Genomic DNA, 18169 nt, shown 5'->3' on the forward strand with positions numbered 1-18169 from the left:
CGCTCATCTCTTGCTCTGGCCGTGATGCCGCAAGCTTGCTTGCGGGAATCAGGCGCTACTTGATGGCCTCGACCAGGGCCATGCCTTCGCCCTGCCAGTGACCGGCCCCCACCACGACAATCTGGTCGGGGCTGTCAGCCTTTTCAACCTCGAGCCCGGTCGGGTCGTTGGGCGGAAACAGCGCACCGCGGGAGATCGAGAGCGCGGCCAGCGCCAGGCCGAGCGGAAACTGGGTTTCCAGCGTGTGGCCGAACATGGTTCCGGTAGCGCGGACCGCAAATCCGGGGTGCTGGCGCAGAAACGCCTTCTCGTCCGAGGTCACCGGCTCGGCCCCGGTCGCTCCCGTGATCAAGGTGCCGCTGTCGCCGACGCCGAGCTTCGGCCACATCGCTTCGAGCGATTTGGTCACTGCGCCCGGCTGCTTGCGCTGCGCAAGGTCGGCGACCACCTTGGTCAGTCTGGCATAGGGCTTGGCGCCGCGGGCTTCGGCGTGCTCGCGCGACTCCAGGACCAGGAAGCAGCCGGCGGAGCCGAGCGCGAAGCCGCTCTTGCCTTCGCGTTGCCAGACGGGAGCGAACTTATCGGTCAGATTGAAGTCGCCGAATTCGTAGAGGATCAGCAAGTCCGAACGCTCGCCATTATGGGCCGCGCCGACCAGCGCGATGTCGCTTTGGCCGCTTTCGATCCGTGCCAGCGCAATCCGCGCTGCATCGATCGAGGCGGCTTCCTCGCCCATGAAGGTGCGCGACGTGCCGCAGACGCCGTGCACGATAGCGATGTTGCCGGCGAGCAGGTTGGAGAGCTGGGCCAGGAACAGCGTCGGCCGCAAATCGTTCATCAGCCGTTCGTTGAGAAAGCCCGGACCCGAATTGCCCTTGGCATCGGCGTTGAGGATAGCCGCATCGACCGCGATATCGCGCTCGCCGCCGCCGGCGGCGACGATCATGTCCATTCTAGCAAGGATTTCCTTGTTGCCTTTGACGCCGGCCGAATCCAGCGCCAGCCCCGCGGCATAGGTGCCGATGCGCTGCCAGGCTTCCATCTGGCGCTGGTCGCCCTTTTTCGGGATTTGGGCGTCGAAGGAAACCGGCGCCAGCGGGTGCACGATGTGGGGCGCGAACCGCTTGTCGTCGACGTTGATCTTCTTCTCGTTCAGCGCATCCCAATGCGCGTCGAGCCCTTCGCCGAGCGAGGAGACGATGCCGATGCCGGTGATCCAGACTTCCTTGGCGGGCGCGGAATTTGGCTCAGTCATGCGTAATCGCCTGCAGTGGGAAGCCGATCTTGTTGGCCATCGCGTCCATGTGCACACGCAAGGCCGGGTCGGGGAAGGGGGCAAGGCCGAAGGTGAGTTCAGCGCTGCACTTCAACTCCTTGCCGACGCGCCCCTTGACCTTGGTGACGGCATAACCGGAACCTTCGTGCTCGAGCTTCGCCTCGATCGTCAGCAACTGGCCGGGACTGACGAACCCGCGCATCTTGGCTTCCTTCACGATGGCCAGGAACGGCATGCGCTCGAACTTCAGGACGCCGAGTATCAGCCAGCCGGAGCTCTGCGCCATCGCTTCGGTCAGCAGCACGCCGGGCATGATCGGAAAACCCGGAAAATGCCCTTCGAAGATCGTATGCGACGCCGGAACCTGCGCCTCGACCGTAATTTTCTTCTCGTCGAGATTGAGGTCGACGATGCGGTCGATCAGCTTGAAGTAATCAAGGTCCATGGCGGGCGACTAGGCGCCCGTGGCTGCATTCTTGGCGGCGACCAGTTCGTCGATGCGATCGGCGAGATTCTGCAGCACGAAGTACTGCTCGGTCGTGGCCTTGCCGTCGTTGACCTCCTGGGTCCATTTTTCGAGCGGCATCTTGATCCCGAACGCCTTGTCGATGGCAAAGGCGATGTCGAGGAAGTCCAGGCTGTCGATTCCCAGATCGTCGATGGCGTGGCTATCCGGCTTGATCGTGTCGCGCGGAATGTCGCAGGTCTCCGCGATAATGTTGGCGATCTGATCGAATGTGGAAGACATCATTAAGCCTTTGATATACTGGAGAAAATCCGGAACGGCTTGGAGGAGGCGGGCGCGCGGCCCCGGAAGGCCCTGTTCCCCCGGCCGGAGTCGAGTGCCCGTATATCGGAGCGGGACGCCGAGTTCAATGGAAAGGGCCCGATCCCACCGCATTGGAATTGGGGGTGAAAATGGCGGTTTCGGGGAGCCAGCCTGTGGCATCAACGAAAGCCCGTCGCGATCACCCCAGCGTTCAATCCGCCCGCAACATGAAGCCATCGAAATAGGCGCCAAATTCCCCATGGCCATCGAGCGGGAGCACGTGCGCGACGTACTGGTCCGGTCGCACAACGACCATGCAGCCCGTGCCCCGATCGATCCCGCGCATCGAAAAGATGTCATGGCCGCCCCTCAAATCGGGACAGAACATTTTTTCGTAGTCGATGAGCCCGTAGTGTCCTTTGCGCGGGAGGAGCAGCGACGGCATCCTTTCGATGGCCAGTTCGGTGTGCGCCTGCTGGAACACGGCGCGGACATCGATCACTGAATCGATGTCGGCGCCCGCAGGCGTGTGCCTTCTGACGGGAGATTTTGGATTCTGGCTCAGGAAGTCGCACAGAGAGCGGAGAGGGGAGCTATCGGCCGCGGCATCGCCAGCGCCGGCAAAGATGAAAAGCCGGAAGCGACCGTCCGCCTTGGCGACATGGCCGAGATGAATCGGCTTGGCGTCCGAGAGCCGGACGACCGGCGCGGAATGAAAGCGCGTGCCGATCACAAAACCCTTGGCGAGATGCTGGTGATCGGGTTCGGCGGTGAGGATGGACCGATGGTAGTGGGTCGCAGTACCAGCGGTATAGCGGCCGTGCCGAACGAAATAGTCCTGGGTTTTCGCCGCATCGGCGCCCTTGTTGTCGCCCTTGGCGGAAGCGAGGATTTCGGCCCATTCGCGGTCGAAGTCGATCAGCTCCTTCGCCACGGCCTGCCGCTCGGCTGAGTAGCTGTGCAATAGATGCGGCGCGCTGTGCCGGCGCAGCACGGAAGCCAGCTTCCATCCGAGATTGAAGCCGTCCTGCATCGAGACGTTCATGCCCTGGCCCGCCTTGGGGCTATGGGTGTGGCAGGCGTCGCCGGCGATGAACACGCGGGGCAGGCGCGTTGCGGCCTGTTCCGCCGGCACGTCGTCGAACTTGTCGGTCAGCCGCTGGCCGATCTCATAGACCGACCACCAGGCGATCTCCTTCACGTCGAGCGTATAGGGATGAAGAATCCGCCGCGCCTTCGCGATCAGATCATCCGAGGTGATGTTGCGGCTCGTGACCCGTTCGCCGGCGTCGAGATTGGCGAGCTCGACATAGAGCCGGACGAGATAGCCGCCTTCGCGCGGGATCACGATGATGCTGCCGTCACGGGCCGATTGGATCAGCACCTTGAAGCGGATGTCGGGAAAGTCGGTGACGGCAAGGACGTCCATCACACCCCAGGCATGATTGGCGGAATCGCCGCGCAACTCGCGCCCGATCGACTTTCGCACGGTGCTGCGCGCGCCGTCGCAGCCGACGACATAGCGAGCTTTGACGGTCTCGATCTCGCCCTGGTGCCCGGCATCGAGCCGCTCAAGGCGCACGGTCACCGCGTGGTCCTCGAACCGCGCCGTCGGCGAGATCTCAAGATCGAGCAGGCGCCGTGAATAATACGGCTCGAGCTTCGACGGCGATTTGCGCATGACATCGAGATAGCAATCATGCACGCGCGCCTGGTTAAGGATGACGTGCGGCATTTCCGACAGCCCGTCCTCGACGTCCTGAACCCGGCCGCTGCGCACGATGTTTTCAGGCATGCCGTCGTCCGGCTTCCAGAACGTGGTTTCCGTGATCCAGCAGGCCTCCTTCAGCACGCGCTCGCTGAAACCAAAGGCATGAAACATCTCCATGGTGCGACACGCGATGCCGTCGGCCTGGCCGCGCAGCAGCCGGCTCGGCTTTTGCTCGACGATGCAGGTCTTGATGTCAGAAAACGCCGCAAGCTGCGCGGCCAGCGTCAAGCCTGCCGGTCCGCAGCCGACAATCAACACATCGACTTCCGCCGGAACTGGTCCTGAGGTGCCGGAAGGCAGGACGCGCTCGACGGGATCAGCGACTTCAGGGTCGCCCGGCTCGAATCCGTTCAGGTGAAACTGCATGAGATGGCTCCTCCCGTCTCCGGCCATCCTAGGATATTGCTCAGCATGCTGATTATCAGTACGCTTGTCAATTCCAGACCCGCCTTCAAACCTGCCTTGGAGCGTTCGGTGAGAGATAACAACGAGATGCCGGGCCATCTGGCGCGCCGGTTCCAGCAGATTGCGGTGGCCGTGTTCCTCGCCGAGGTCGAAGGGGCAGGCTTCGACCTCACTCCGGTTCAGTACGCAGCGCTGGCGGCAATCAAGCTCAACCCGGGCATCGACCAGGTGACGCTTGCCGGCCTGATCGCCTACGACCGAACCACCATCACCGGCGTGGTCGATCGTCTCGTGCAGAAAGGCTTGCTGGTGCGCCACCCCAGCCCCCGCGACCGCCGCGCCCGCGAGCTGCAGATCACTGAGGCCGGAAAGCGAACGCTGCGCGCCATCACGCCGGCCGTCGAGGCGGCGCAGCGGACCATGCTGCGCGGCCTCACCGAAAAGGAGGGCGCGGACTTGATGCGGCTGTTGCGAAAAGCCATCGCCGCCGGCAACGAACTGAGCCGCGCGCCGTTGCGGAGCGCGGATGCGGTGAGTGCGACGCGAATGACGTAGGGCGGATTAGCGACAGCGTAATCCGCCGCACCAAATCGAAAGTCCGTAGGATGGGTAGAGCGTAGCGAAACCCATCGCGTCTCGGCTCGCGATTGATGAGTATCGCTGAGCTGCATCCATCCTACGAACCACGAATACGCTATCGCTGATCCCCCTTACGTTTCCGGACCGGCCTTCACGACTTCTTCGCCTCATCCAAAAACGCCTGCACCGCTTCGAACAACTTCAGCCGATTGCGCTCCATGATGATGCTGTGCGTTCCCTCGGCCAGCGCGACGTAGCGTTTGCCCGGCGAATTCACCAGCAGCGGAAACAGCGTCTGCGCCATGTAGGGCGGCGTATCGCGGTCCCATTCGGCGCCGACCAACAAAGTTGGCACCGTGATCTTGGCGGGATCGTAATAGGGTTTGCCGGCGCCGAAGAATTCGGCGCCGTCCTGTACGACGCCGTTGGGGGCGCGGACCACCGGCGGATTCATCGTTGCACCGTCCGGATCGGTTGCGAAGGTCGCAGCCGCCCAGGCGTCGAACCAGCCGGCGGGGATGAGGCTGGCCTTCTTGTCCTCGGGCACGCCGGTGTACCAACGTTCCTGTGCCTGATCGCGATTGACCATGCGGTAGGCGCCGAGCTTGCCGGCGCCGGCCTGAACCAGCGAAGGCGTTTGCCGGATCCAGCTTGGTGCATAGAGCACGAGGCGTTCGACCTTCGCGGCGTTCTGCGTGGTGTAGGTGGCCATCAGCGTGGTGCCCCACGACCAGCCGAGCAGGTTGAGGCGCGGAATGTTCCGGTGCCGCAGGATGAAATCGACGGCAGTGCCGATGTCCTTGACCGCGGTCTCGCCGTTCACGATGGGCGGAATGGCTTCGGGCTTGTCGGCCATTTCCTTCGGCCGCGTGGATTTGCCGTAGCCGCGCAGGTCGAGAAGCCAGACGTCGTAGCCGCGCGCGGCGATGTATTCCATCCAGGACAGGCCATCGAGCTTGAGGTCGAACGCCGTCTCGGACGGATAGGTCGCGCCGTGCACGTAGAGCACGGTTTGCTCGGGGCGGAACGACGTCATGTCAGCCGGCCGCTTGTTGCGGACGTAGATTTCGATGCCGGGATCGGAAGTCTTGACCATCATCTCTTCGGTCACCAGGGGCCTCGTCTGTGCCAGCGCCGGAATGGAAAGCAGCGTTGCGAGAAAAAAGCCTGCGGTCGCGATCGAAAGTCTCACCATAGCCTCCCTCGTATTTTCTTTGTTTCGGCCTACGTAACGTAACGGCAATTGCGCTCGCCGTGCATCTAATTCTCGCCCGGTGACGAAAGCGGATGGGTCTGACGGTGACTAATCGGAGCTAAAGATGCGCTGCGCGTTCGCACGATTTTCTTCAACAACTTCAAGCTGATTTGCCCCGTCCAGTCGTGCGCGGAAAAATATACAGCTTCGCCGTCAGCCCAAATCACGCTTACAAATCGGCCATCCCGTTCCGAGAAGAGGGGCGTTGGCCATCGTCACGAACGTTGGAGCGGGTTGCGGTGGACGCGGCAGCGTCGGGCGCGAGAAGTGTTCGCAGGGCGGTTCTCCGTGAGCGAGCGCGGCGCGCAGGACGTACGGCGCTTAAACGCTTCCGCCAGGAACTTCGGCCGGCAGCACTTGGCTGGCTGACGTCTTTGGCAGAGGAAGCTGCGTACGGCAAAACCGTGTGGTCCTGGCGCCCGTGGCTGGTGTCAAGCCGGCGGAGGTTTTCGAAGCTCGACCGAGTTTCGGTGAACCGCCAATTCGCCGGTGATGGAGGCAAGAGGAATTCGTCTCCAGGGAGAGCGCGGCATAAGCCGTAAACCCACTGCGCAGGGAATGCCGGGCTGCTCCGGCTGTACCTGTATGCTCGTGTGCGCATTTCCTTAAGTGCATTTGCACACGAGACCGCGGGTGCAGCAAAGCACCCGGCATTCCCTGCGCCCTCTCACTTTTGGGGGTGAACGATTTGCAAAACTCGGGCGCATGGTGTCGCGAGAATGCGAAACTGTAGCCATGTCATCGCGAGCGAAGCGTTGAACCGCGTAGCCCGGATGGGGCGCAGCGAAATCCGGGGCAGTGTCAATGCGGGTGACGATTCCCGGATTGCGCTACGCTCCATCCGGGCTACATGCCGGCTGTTTGAAAACCGAATAGGTCGTTGTCCACACGACTACCCGTGCGGCGTCACCGAAATCCGCGCGCAATCGCGCCGGCCCATCAGCACGCAGTCCTGAGTCTTGCGGAGATCGGCGATGCTGACCGCGAGCCAGATGCCGATCGCGGTGAGCGCCACGGTGAAGGCGAAGGCGGCGACATTGGCGAGCATGCGGTGACGGAAATCGTCGCCCTCATCGCGCGGCCGCTCATAGCGGGAAAGGTCGTTCGCCGCCGGCTGCGCCTTCGCTGGCTCGGGTTGGTCCCGCCGGGCAGGCGGATGGGCGGAGGTGCGCGGCCGGAACTTGAGCACGACATGCTCTTCGTCCGAGCTAAAGGGCCGCTGGGTTTTCACTGCCGTCGATCCGCGAGAAATCAGTTCGTCTTTTTAGCACGGCGGCTGAACTTCCAACATGAAATCTTGATCGACGCGGGACAGCCATCCCGACCCGCAATGCCTGGAACTGGGCGCTCGCCGGCCGGCTCAGCCCTGCTTCGACAGCCGCCCCATCATGTAGAACTCATCGTTCGGGCGCATCGCGGTGACGTTGGCCAGCCGGTTCGACAGCGCGAAGAAGGCCGAAATCGCCGCGATGTCCCAGATGTCGTCGTCGGAAAAGCCGTGGCCGGCGACTTCGGCAAGATCGGCCTCCGACACCTCGTTCGCCGCTCGGCTCACCTTCATGGCGAACTCGAGCATGGCGCGCTGGCGCGGCGTGATGTCGGCCTTGCGGTAGTTGACCGCGATCTGGTCGGCGATCTGCGGGTTCTTGGCCCGGATGCGCAGGATCGCGCCATGCGCGATCACGCAGTAGTGACACTGGTTGGCGCTACTCGTCGCCACCACGATCATCTCGCGCTCGGCCTTGGTCAGCCCGCCGTCCTTCTCCATCAGCGCGTCATGATAGGCAAAGAAGGCGCGAAATTCGTCCGGACGATAGGCCAGCGTCAGGAAGACATTCGGCACGAAGCCGGATTTCTCCTGCACCGCAAGAATCCGGGTGCGGATATCCTCCGGCAGCTTGTCGATGGCGGGCGGCTGAAATCGCGGGGCGGCAGGCTTGGTCATGAAGGGGTTCCGGCTCAAGGCCGCGGGATGCGGCGTTGCCGGAACCATATCGCGTTTCGCGGCCAGGTGCATACCGCCGCGCGCGCGAGAATCGCGCAAGGCTGTGGCGCCTCAGCGCAGCGGCTTTTTCAAGAGCGAGAAGCGGTCGGGATCGAGCCCCATCGAGGGCTGCAGCATCGGCGCTTCCACCGGCGTCATGATACGGGCGGCGGGCCGCTCGCCGCCGATGCCGGGATCGTTCGGCACGTCGCGGTTGGAGGTGGCGCCACGCCAACGGTCCAGCACGGCGGAGACGAAGTGCATGTCATGGCCGGCGGCGACCGACGGCACGGACGCGATGGTGGCTTCGCTGCGCGGCAACTGGTGGACCGGCACCTCCTTGAAGCGCAGGCGCGTCGGCAGCGCCACCCCTTCGCCGAAGGCCAGCACCTCGCGGGTGCCGAGCGAAGGCACGAAGGACAAGAGGTTTGCGGCGGCGTCAGAGACGGCCGAGCGCAGCAGCGCCTGGTCGCGGTCGTTGGCAAGGCGCATCGCAAACAGCGTGTTGCACTGGGAGATGATGGTGGCGTCAAGTTCGGCCGGACGCTGGGTGACGAGGCCGAGAAAGACGCCGTATTTGCGGCCCTCCTTGGCGATGCGCGAGACGGCTTTCCGGGTCGGGCCGAAACCGATGTTGCGGTCGGCCGAGGCGTAGCGGTGCGCCTCTTCGCAGACGAACAGAAGCGGCGACACGCCGTCGCTCCACAGGCCGAAATCGAACGCCATGCGGCACAGCACCGACACCACGGAATCGACGACTTCGGCGGGGAAGCCGGCGAGCTGCATGATGGTCATCGGCCGGCCATTGGCCGGCAGGCGGAAAAGATGGCTGATGACTTCCGCCATGGTATCGCCGCCGACATTGGCGTTGTCGAACATGAAGGCGTAGCGCGGATCGTTGCGCACCGTTTCGATGCGCGAAATCAGCTTGTGATAGATGATGCGCGAGGAGCGGTTCTCCAGCTTGCCCATCCGCTCGTCGATCAGCGAGATCAGATCGACCAGCCGGTACGGCACCGGCGTATCCACCGTGTAGCCGCCCGACTTCGGGTCGACGCGCTTCAGCCCGAGCCGGTCGGAGTTCTGATACTGGGTGTAGAGTCCCTTCGCCATCGGGATGACTTCGGCGAGAACGTCGAGCTCTTCGGGCACGCCGGGCCGGCCGCCGAACAACACGTCGACGATCTCTTCGAAGTTGAACAGCCAGAACGGCAGCTTCAAATTGCGCGGGTTGAGCACCAGCGCGCGGTCGCCGAAGCAGCGGCCATATTCGTTGTGCACGTCGAGCAGGAAAACCCGCAGGTTCGGCCGTGCTTTCAGGATCTCGTTGAGCAGCAACGACACGCTGGTCGATTTACCGACGCCGGTGGAACCGAGGACGGCGAAGTGCTTGGAGAGCATTTCCTCGACGTCGACATAGGCGATCACCGAGCGGTCTTGCTGCAGGGTGCCGACATTGATCTGGTCCGATCCGCTCGGCGCATAGACGGTGCGCAGGTCCTGGGCCGTGATGAGGTCGACGTCATCGCCGATCGTCGGATAATTGGTGACGCCTCGCTGGAATTTGGGACGCTCGCCGCCGGAAATTTCGCCGAGCAGGTCGACCGAGGCGCTCGCAATATAGTTGTCGGAGCTCGGCAGATCCTCGCAGGATACCTCGGTGAGCATCGCAACGATCGTGGACTGGGCGCAGCGAATGCTGATGAAGCGGCCGACGGTGGCGCGCACTTCGGAGACGGGCATCTGGCCTGTCGCCAGAAGTCCGACCCGGGCCTGCGAGCCGCGCACGGAAATGACACGTCCGAAGGATGTCACGGTGTTGAACCTGGATCTCTAGAATTGGGGTCTGACCTCCATTATGGGCGGCGCCGACTAGCGAAACGGTTAAACCGGCGCGATTCCGTATCAGCTAAATCTGCGGCATCTCGGTCAGGATTCGTTTTCGCAGCAAAGCTCCGTCAGCGCTGCCGGCTGCGAGTTGCGCTGGAAAATAAGGGCTTTCTTGCATTTCTCGCTGCATGCAACGCCGTTCGCGAATTAATCGTTCATTTACCACTCTGGACGAGAGGCGCGGCCCGTGATCCGCCTCCCGGTAACCTCTTGATTTGGGATTGCGGATCGGAGCCGACGCGTGTGCGTGGTAACCGATTGCTAACTGCAAGTTGTAACGCGGCCTCCATCAGTACTACGCAACAATGCCGCGGGGCGCGCGATTTGCGGTCTGAGTTCCATTGCACGGACCTCTGTCGCATTCCAAAGGCATGTCGGGTGAGCAACGACGGCGGTTATCAAATATCGGGCGGTCCGGCCGGTTTTGCGCTCGGAAGCGGAACGGTCAAACTTCTTGTGGTGTGCGGGATTCTGCTTGCGGCGGTGATTGCGGCCGATCCCACGGCATGGAGTCTTCGCGAACGCGTGTTGCTTGCGCTCGTCGCCGTTCTGTCCGTGATCGCCGGTCTCCTGGTGAGGCGCGATCGCCTGACCGATCAGCGGCTGGCGACCGAGCGGCGCCAGCTCTCGATTGCCGTGAACAACATCCCGCAAGGCCTTGTTCTCTATGATGCATCCGCGCGGATCATCATTTGCAACGAGCCCTATCTCGAGATGTTCGGATTGTCTCGCGACGTGGCCAAGCCCGGCTGCACCATGCAGCAGCTGATCGCCCATCGCAAGGAAACCGGATCATTCGACGGCGATGTCGATGAATTCTGCAACGCGATCATCCAAACGGTGAGGCTCGGCAAGGCCACGCGCCAGCTCACGGAAGCGCCGGGTGGCCGCGCGATCGAGATCATCAACCGGCCGCTGAAGGGCGGCGGTTGGGTCGCTACAATCGAAGACATCACCGAGCGCACACGCGCCGAGGAGAAGATCGCGCATCTGGCGCATTATGACGGGCTGACCGAACTGCCGAACCGGCTGCTGTTCCGCGAGCGGCTGGAACAGTTGCTCAAGGCGATCCGGCCCGGCGAGCAACTCGCGGTGCTCTATATCGACATCGATGAGTTCAAGAGCGTCAACGACGCGCTCGGCCACGCGGTTGGCGATGAGTTGCTCAAGGGCGTCGCCGAGCGCCTGCGCGCTTGCCTCAAGGAAAGCGATGTGGCGGCTCGGCTCGGCGGCGACGAGTTCGCCGTGATTCAAACCGCTATCAAGGACCGCTCGGAAACTACAGGGCTTGTTGACGAAATCTATTCGGCGATCAGGCAGCCGCTTGATTGCACGGGGCATCTGATCAGCACCGATGCCAGCATCGGCATCGCGCTTGCCCCCGGCGATGGGGTGGAGCTCGACCAGTTGTTGAGGAATGCAGATCTCGCGCTCTACGGTGCCAAGGGCGACGGACGGCGAACCTATCGCTTCTTCGAGGCCGGCATGGACCAGCGCGCCAAGGCGCGGCGCGGCCTGGAGCTGGAGCTGCGCCAGGCGATCAGCGACGGCAGGCTCGAGACCCATTATCAGCCGGTGGTGAATATCGAGGACGGCAAGATCTCATCCTGCGAGGCGCTGCTGCGCTGGCGGCATCCCGAACGTGGCATGATCTCGCCGGCGGAATTCATTCCGATTGCGGAAGAGAGCGGCCTCATCAATGAACTCGGCCAATGGGTGCTCAACGCGGCCTGCGCCGAAGCTGTCACCTGGCCGGATCATGTCCGCGTCGCGGTCAACGTTTCGCCGGTGCAGTTCAGAAGCCAGTCGCTGGCATTGAACGTGGCGGCAGCGCTGGCTGCCTCCGGCCTGACTGCCAGCAGGCTCGAACTCGAAATCACGGAGGCCGTACTCATTCGCGACGACGCGGCGCTGGACGCGCTGCATCAGTTGCGCAAGCTGGGCGTGCGGATCGCGCTGGACGATTTCGGTACCGGCTATTCCTCGCTCAGCTATCTGCAGCGATTCCCGTTCGACAAGATCAAGATCGACCGCTCCTTCATCCGGGATATCGCCGGCCCCGGCGCATCCTCGTCGATCGTCCAGGCCGTGGTGAACATCGCCGCCGCCAGCGACATGATGACGACGGCGGAGGGCGTCGAAACCGAGCAGCAGAGGAACTTGCTGTACATCCTCGGCTGCAACGAGATGCAGGGCTATCTGTTCAGCCCTGCGATAGCGGCCGCGGAGGTGAGGCGGCTATTGCTGACGCATAGCGGACGAGCGATGTCGGCTGCTTGAAACGCCGCCCCCGGCTTGCTATCCAGTTCTGCATAATAAGAAACAGGGCAGGGTGAACCGCGATGAATCGCGACAACGCATCTTGAGCGAGCCGGCGCGGCCTTCGGCGCTCGCACCATTTCGTGTCAGGAATTACCGTTTTCAGTGGCCCGCCGATCTGCTCACCTCGTGGGCGTTCGAGATGGAGCTGATCATTCTCGGCTGGTATGTGCTGGTCGAGACCGGCTCGGTGCTGCTGCTCACGCTATTCGCCTCGCTTGGCTATATCGGTACGCTGGTAGCGCCGATGTTCGGCGTCGTCGGCGACCGCATCGGCCATCGCGACCTGCTGGCGATGATGCGCGCGGTCTACGCGGTGCTGGCGGCCGTACTGATGACGCTGGCGCTGTCCGGCCACCTCGCTCCGCTCTATGTCTTCATCGTCGCGGCCGTGATGGGCATCGTTCGCCCATCGGACCTCGGCGTGCGCGGCGCACTGGTTGCGACCATCATGCCGCATGGCCAGTTGATCGGGGCGATCAGCATCTCGCGCACGACGATGGACACCGCGCGCATCGCCGGCGCGCTAAGCGGCGCCGGATTGTTTGCCGCGCTCGGCATGGGCCCGGCCTATGTGGCGATCGTCTGCCTCTATCTTACCGCAACCGCGCTGACGCTGTGCATCGTGGTGCCGGCCAGGAAAACGAACTCGGCGGGCGAGGCCCCTAGCGAGGCATTGCAGCGCTCGCCGCTGCGCGACCTCAAGGAGGGCGTGGCCTATTGCTGGACCACGCCACGGATGCAGGCCGCGCTCTGGGTGGCATTTTTGGCCAACCTGACCGCCTATCCGCTCTCCAACGGCCTGCTGCCCTATATCGCCAAGACGATCTACGGCACCAACCAGACCGGGCTTGGGTATCTGTCGGCGAGTTTTGCGATTGGCTCGCTGGTCGGCTCGATCCTGTTGAGCCTGTTCGGCGGCATCCGCGTGGCGCGACTGATGATCGGCGCGACCGTCATCTGGTATGTGACGTTGCTGGTGTTTGTGCAGATGCAGACCGTGCCGACCGCGATCGTGTGCCTCGTCGTGGCGGGCTTCTCGCAAAGCCTCGCCATGATCTCGATCGCCGTCATCCTGATGCGGACTGCGAGCGAGAATTTTCGCGGCCGGGTCATGGGCGTGCGCATGATGGTGATCTACGGCCTGCCGATCGGCCTGTTGGCCGCCGGCAGCCTGATCGACGAGATCGGATTTGCGGCGACCGGCACGCTCTATGCGGCGGCCGGCCTCGCCTTGATGCTGGCGATCGTGCTGCATTGGCGGGCCGATCTGTGGCACGTGCACGCGCCGGCGAACGCGCGGTGATCTGACCGCGCAACCGGCGCGACCATCTCACTGCACCTTGATGTTCGCCTCTTTCAGCACCGGCTCCCACTTCGCCGCTTCGGCGCGCATGAAGGCGTCGAACTCCCTGGGCGAATTGCCGACCGGCGTGGCGCCCATTTTTTCCAGCGCGGTGAGCACGACCGGATCTTTCAGGGCGGTGGCAAGATCGGCGTGGATTTTGGCGACAAGGTCAGGCGCCATGCCGGCGGGGCCGAGAAAGCCCCACCAGACCGAGGCGTCATAGCCGGGCAGGCCGGCTTCGGCGACCGTGGGAATATCGGGCAATGCCTTCGAGCGCTGCGCCGTCGTCACGGCAAGGGCGCGCACCGCATTGCCCTCGAGCTGGCCGACGACTTCCGGCAGCGGGTTGACGCTCATCGGAATCTCGCCCGCGATCACGGCGGTGAGGGCAGGGGCGCCGCCCTTGTAGGGGATCGCCTGGATCTTGACCTTGTCCATGTAGTTCAGAAGCTCGCCGGCGAGATGGGCCGAGGTGCCGTTGCCGGACATGCCGTAGGATAAAGAGTCCGGCTTTTCGCGCGCGGTCGCCAGCAACCCCTGCAAATTTTTCACCGGACTGTTTTTGGACACCACGATCGCGAGCGGCGAATAGGCGATCTCGCTGATGGCGGTGAAGTCCTTGAAGGTGTCGTAGGGCAGTTTTGGATAGAAGAACTGGTTCAGCGGATGGCCGCTTGCGACCAGGATCAGCGTGTAGCCGTCCGGCGGCGATTGCGTGAGCGCCTGCGATGCGATGATCCCGCCGGCGCCCGGACGGTTTTCGACGACCGGCTGCTGGCCCCAGGTCTTCGACAGCGATTGCCCGAGCGTGCGCGCCAGCACGTCGACCGCGCCGCCGGCGGCGTAGGGCACCAGGATGCGCACGGCTTTGGTTGGGAACGTCTCCGCATGCACAGTTGTGCCGGCGAGTGAAACGAGGGCTGCAGCGGCGATAGTGCGGACGAATGTTCGGCGTCGGATCATGAGAAAAGTTTCTCGTTGCTGGATATCACTGAGAATTCAGGCGCCGCGTCGCATCGCTATTCCGCAGGCGACGTCGCGGCGCCGCGCAATCCGGCGCGTGCGATGGCGGCGCCGACCACGCCTTCCGACTTCACCTCGTTCGTGAACTGGCGGACAAAAGCCATTGCCTGATCGCGCCCTTTGGGGATAGCGATCGCGTGCCGCTCGATTCCCCAGCGTCCCTCGAGCACTTTCGAGCCCGGCAATTTCTCCGCCATCTCGAACAGCGTGGCCTTGTTGGTTGCGTAGGCATGGATCGCGCCGGCCGACAGCATCTCGATCGCGACGTCGAACGTGGCGGCGCGGACGATTTCGGCGTGTTTGAAATCGCGCGTAAGGGTGGCGTCCGTGGAACTGCCTGCAGTCACGCCGATGCGCAGTCCCGGCGAGTCCATTTCTGCCAGCGTGGTCAGCGTGGACTCGTGAGAGACGAGATAGCCGAGCTCGATTTCGAGAAAGTGTGGGCCGAAATCCATATCCCGCGCCCGCACCGCGGTTGCGTTGGTGAAGGCGACATCGACCTCTCCATTTTTGACGGCGGCGAGGACGTCGGCGTTTTTGGCGAACACGACCGGCTCATAGGGAACGCCAAGCCGCCGCGCGAGCTCCTTGCCGAGATCGTGACCGACGCCGCGCGGCTCGCCCGCTCCGGCGTCCGGCAGGATCGAGGTCGGCGTGCCCGGATAGAGTCCGGCCCGCAAGACGCCTGACGGCGCCATCATCAGCCGCGTTTCCGGGTCGGCGTCGGTGGCAAGGCCAGCGCCGTGCCAGGCCAGTGCCCCGGCACCGATCAGAAACGCAACGATAATCCGGCGCATCCGGCCGCTCTCCCTTGTCGTCCCGGCCCAGATGTTTGTTGACTAGACCTGATATTTTGTACAAACGTACAAAAGTCGAGAGCGGAAAGCAAATGCCCATGACGCGAAATCCCAACATGCGGGAAGCCATCCTGAGCGCGGCCGAATTGCTGTTTTCGACCAAGGGCTTCAATGCCGTGTCGATCCGCGACATCGCGCTGGAGGCGGGCGCCAATCCGGGCAGCATCACCTATCACTTCAAGAGCAAGGACGGGCTGCTGCTGGAAATCTACAAGCGCCATTGCGGTCCGATGAACAAGCGCCGCATCGAGCTATTGGTGGCGGCACAGCGCGTACGCGACGTGCAGGACCGTCTGGAAGCAATCGTGCGGGCCTATGTGCAGCCGGCGTTTTCGTCCAGCACCGATCTTGCCGGCGGCGGGGCGCGGTTCACGCGGTTGCGCGCCGTGATGTCGGCCGAAGGCAACGCCGTGGTGGGGCGCATCATCGCGGAAATCTTCGACGACACCACGCATGCCTTCATCGATGCCATCGGAGAAAGCCTGCCGCATCTGCCGCGGACGACGATCGTGTGGCGGTCGCAGTTTCTGCTCGGCGCGCTCTATTACACCCTCGTCAATCCGGAACGGGTGACGCGGCTTTCCCGCGGCGAAGCGGACGGCGCCGATATGGCGGAAGCGATCGAGCAACTCGTCTCGGCGACAGTGGCCTCGTTGCAGGCGCCTGACATCGATCACATCGACAGCGCGTCACGCCGGACCAAGACCGTTCAGCCACGCGCGGTAGCGGCTGCCCGAAAGCGGAAAGAAAATCCGGCCGAATAGGTACGCGCGCAAAACCCAAGCACTGCAGAAGGCACGATGAACAAGCCCACGATTCCCGGACCCGATCCCGATACGCGAACGCCGAAATTCAAGCTGCCGGCGCTGGCGTGCGACGCGCATACCCACATCTTCGGCCCCGGTGACAAATATCCTTACGCACCGGGACGGCCCTATACGCCGCCCGACGCGCCGCTGGAGGATTTCCAGGCACTGCACAAGAAGCTCGGAATCGGCCGCGCCGTCATCGTCAATGCCAGCGTGCACGGCACTGACAACCGCGTCGCGCTCGACGCCATCGCGGTGAGCAACGGAACTTTTCGCGCGGTGGCCAATATCGATGATACCATCACCGAGCGTGGCCTTCGCGAGCTGCATGAGGGCGGCTTTCGCGGCTGCCGTTTCAACTTTGTGCGCCATCTCGGCGGAGTGCCCGACATGGGCGCTTTCCATCGCATCGTCGCGATGGTGGCGCCGCTTAACTGGCATATCGACCTGCATTTCGATGCGATCGACCTGCCTGAATATGCCGAGATGCTGGCAAAATTGCCGGTTCGCTACACCATCGACCACATGGGCCGCGTCAAGGCGTCTGACGGTCTCGCCCAGCTTCCGTTCCGGACACTGATCGAGCTGATGAACCGGGACGAGAAATGCTGGGTCAAGGTATGCGGCTGCGAGCGGGTGTCGTCGGGCGGACCGCCATTCCACGACGCGGTGCCGTTCGCGCGCCGCATCGTCGAGACCGCGCCCGACCGCGTGATCTGGGGAACCGACTGGCCGCACCCGAACGTCAAGGTGATGCCCAACGACGGCGATCTGGTCGATCTCATCCCGCTGTTTGCGCCGGAGCCGGACCTGCAGCAGAAGATTCTGGTCGATAATCCGGCGCGGCTGTTCGAGTTCTAAGGGAGCGCGGGCGATGGCGGATAAACGCGAGCGATTCACATTGAGCCGGCATGTCGTGTCGTTCGTCGGCATCGCCGCCTTGCTGGCGGCGCTGTTGCTTCCGCAAATCGCCCATGCGCAAAACTATCCGAACAAGCCGGTGCGGCTGATCCTCCCTTTCGGCGCCGGCGGGGTGGCCGACGTCACGGCGCGGTTGGTCACCGAGCGGCTCGGCGAGAAGCTGGGCCAGCGCTTCGTGATCGAGAATATGCCGGGTGCCGGCGGCATCAACGCGGCGCGCGCGGTGCTGACTGCCCCCGCGGACGGCTATACGCTGGCGCTGTTCAGCAACGGCACCGCGATTTCCGTATCGCTGTTCAAGAACCTGACGTTCAACCCGGTGACCGATTTCGTGCCGGTTTCGAGCATGGGTTATTTCGATTTCATCTTCACCACCCAGGCGGGATCGTCTTATCCGACGCTGGCGGAGTTCATCAAGGCAGCAAAGCAGAAGCCCGGCGCGCTCAATGTCGGCACCATCAATGTCGGCTCGACCCAGAACCTTGCGGCGCAATTGTTCAAATCAACCGCCGGTGTCGATGTCACCATCGTGCCGTTCCGCAGTTCGCCGGAGGTGCTGATCGCGCTCTTGCGTGGCGACATCCAGATGGCGATAGAGAACTTCAGTGCTGTGCAGTCGCACATTGCCGACAAGGCGGCGATTGCCGTCGCGTCTTCGGGGCCCGTGCGGACCACGTTTTTGTCGGACGTGCCGACGGTAAAGGAAGCGGGCGGCGGTGATTTCGAGGCAAGGTCATGGAACGCGATCTTTGCACCCAAGGGCACGCCGCCGGAGGTGATCAAGGTGCTCAACGCCGCGCTGCGCGAAGTGCTCGACACGCCGGATTTGAAGAAGCGCGCGCTTGAACTAGGCATCGAGGCCAAGGCCAGTTCGCCCGAGGAAATCCTCGCGCGCCTGAAGAGCGACATCGACAAATGGGCTCAGGTGATCGAGCGGGCAGGAATTGCCAAACAATAGTCGCG

General features: G+C 63.3%; 15 protein-coding genes and 1 pseudogene. 6 read left to right on the plus strand and 10 right to left on the minus strand.

The features are described from left to right. Positions 1 to 55: 55 nt before the first annotated feature. The 4 genes from AC0QUY_RS12640 to AC0QUY_RS12655 form a co-directional block, all read right to left on the minus strand. On the minus strand, positions 56 to 1255 hold the full coding sequence (locus tag AC0QUY_RS12640; protein ID WP_475387059.1) for a beta-ketoacyl-ACP synthase: 1200 nt from the start codon (positions 1253 to 1255) through the stop codon (positions 56 to 58). Further along, entirely contained in the window at positions 1248 to 1721 is a 474-nt protein-coding gene (locus tag AC0QUY_RS12645; protein WP_161853954.1) for a 3-hydroxyacyl-ACP dehydratase FabZ family protein, read from the minus strand. The genes AC0QUY_RS12640 and AC0QUY_RS12645 overlap by 8 nt, the downstream gene beginning before the upstream one ends. A gap of 9 nt (positions 1722 to 1730) precedes the next feature. Further along, complete coding sequence (locus AC0QUY_RS12650) at positions 1731 to 2024, minus strand: acyl carrier protein (protein WP_475387060.1); 294 nt, start codon at positions 2022 to 2024, stop codon at positions 1731 to 1733. Positions 2025 to 2256: 232 nt separating this feature from the next. Then, the gene (locus AC0QUY_RS12655) at positions 2257 to 4182 is read right to left on the minus strand and encodes an FAD-binding monooxygenase (RefSeq protein ID WP_475387061.1); all 1926 of its coding nucleotides are present in this window, start codon (positions 4180 to 4182) and stop codon (positions 2257 to 2259) included. Positions 4183 to 4290: 108 nt separating this feature from the next. Between AC0QUY_RS12655 and AC0QUY_RS12660 the strand changes: the two genes are divergently transcribed. Beyond that, the gene (locus tag AC0QUY_RS12660; RefSeq protein WP_475387062.1) at positions 4291 to 4776 is read left to right on the plus strand and encodes a MarR family winged helix-turn-helix transcriptional regulator; all 486 of its coding nucleotides are present in this window, start codon (positions 4291 to 4293) and stop codon (positions 4774 to 4776) included. A gap of 175 nt (positions 4777 to 4951) precedes the next feature. Here AC0QUY_RS12660 and AC0QUY_RS12665 read toward each other — a convergent pair whose 3' ends face one another. The 4 genes from AC0QUY_RS12665 to AC0QUY_RS12680 form a co-directional block, all read right to left on the minus strand. Further along, positions 4952 to 5995, minus strand: a complete 1044-nt coding sequence (locus tag AC0QUY_RS12665) for an alpha/beta hydrolase (protein WP_475387063.1) — start codon at positions 5993 to 5995, stop codon at positions 4952 to 4954. 952 nt (positions 5996 to 6947) lie between these two features. Beyond that, positions 6948 to 7286, minus strand: coding sequence for a hypothetical protein (locus tag AC0QUY_RS12670; RefSeq protein ID WP_475387064.1), 339 nt, complete (start codon positions 7284 to 7286; stop codon positions 6948 to 6950). A 129-nt stretch (positions 7287 to 7415) separates the two neighbouring features. Continuing rightward, positions 7416 to 8000 carry a peroxidase-related enzyme gene (locus AC0QUY_RS12675; RefSeq protein ID WP_161853959.1) on the minus strand — a complete coding sequence of 195 codons (585 nt, stop codon included), beginning with the start codon at positions 7998 to 8000 and terminating at the stop codon, positions 7416 to 7418. A 111-nt stretch (positions 8001 to 8111) separates the two neighbouring features. Further along, the gene (locus AC0QUY_RS12680) at positions 8112 to 9854 is read right to left on the minus strand and encodes an ATP-binding protein (RefSeq protein ID WP_161853960.1); all 1743 of its coding nucleotides are present in this window, start codon (positions 9852 to 9854) and stop codon (positions 8112 to 8114) included. A 606-nt stretch (positions 9855 to 10460) separates the two neighbouring features. On the opposite strand from AC0QUY_RS12680, the pseudogene AC0QUY_RS12685 reads away from it, so the two are divergent. Both AC0QUY_RS12685 and AC0QUY_RS12690 read left to right on the plus strand, forming a co-directional pair. Beyond that, positions 10461 to 12209, plus strand: a pseudogene (locus tag AC0QUY_RS12685) (putative bifunctional diguanylate cyclase/phosphodiesterase); the annotation flags it as partial. Between the two features lie 82 nt (positions 12210 to 12291). Then, the gene (locus tag AC0QUY_RS12690) at positions 12292 to 13554 is read left to right on the plus strand and encodes an MFS transporter (RefSeq protein ID WP_475387065.1); all 1263 of its coding nucleotides are present in this window, start codon (positions 12292 to 12294) and stop codon (positions 13552 to 13554) included. A gap of 27 nt (positions 13555 to 13581) precedes the next feature. Here the strand turns inward: AC0QUY_RS12690 and AC0QUY_RS12695 are convergent, their stop codons facing one another. Together AC0QUY_RS12695 and AC0QUY_RS12700 are read right to left on the minus strand one after the other, a co-directional pair. Next, positions 13582 to 14559 carry a tripartite tricarboxylate transporter substrate binding protein gene (locus tag AC0QUY_RS12695; protein ID WP_475387066.1) on the minus strand — a complete coding sequence of 326 codons (978 nt, stop codon included), beginning with the start codon at positions 14557 to 14559 and terminating at the stop codon, positions 13582 to 13584. A gap of 56 nt (positions 14560 to 14615) precedes the next feature. Further along, positions 14616 to 15416, minus strand: a complete 801-nt coding sequence (locus tag AC0QUY_RS12700) for a transporter substrate-binding domain-containing protein (protein WP_475387067.1) — start codon at positions 15414 to 15416, stop codon at positions 14616 to 14618. Between the two features lie 92 nt (positions 15417 to 15508). On the opposite strand from AC0QUY_RS12700, the gene AC0QUY_RS12705 reads away from it, so the two are divergent. Genes AC0QUY_RS12705 through AC0QUY_RS12715 form a run of 3 tightly spaced genes read left to right on the plus strand, consistent with a single transcriptional unit; the run spans position 15509 to position 18164 of the window. After that, entirely contained in the window at positions 15509 to 16240 is a 732-nt protein-coding gene (locus tag AC0QUY_RS12705; protein ID WP_475387068.1) for a TetR/AcrR family transcriptional regulator, read from the plus strand. A gap of 36 nt (positions 16241 to 16276) precedes the next feature. Then, positions 16277 to 17146, plus strand: coding sequence for an amidohydrolase family protein (locus tag AC0QUY_RS12710; protein ID WP_161853965.1), 870 nt, complete (start codon positions 16277 to 16279; stop codon positions 17144 to 17146). Between the two features lie 13 nt (positions 17147 to 17159). Continuing rightward, positions 17160 to 18164 carry a Bug family tripartite tricarboxylate transporter substrate binding protein gene (locus AC0QUY_RS12715; RefSeq protein WP_475387069.1) on the plus strand — a complete coding sequence of 335 codons (1005 nt, stop codon included), beginning with the start codon at positions 17160 to 17162 and terminating at the stop codon, positions 18162 to 18164. Positions 18165 to 18169: the final 5 nt, after the last annotated feature.

It is taken from the genome of Bradyrhizobium sp. WYCCWR15520, from assembly GCF_056174665.1.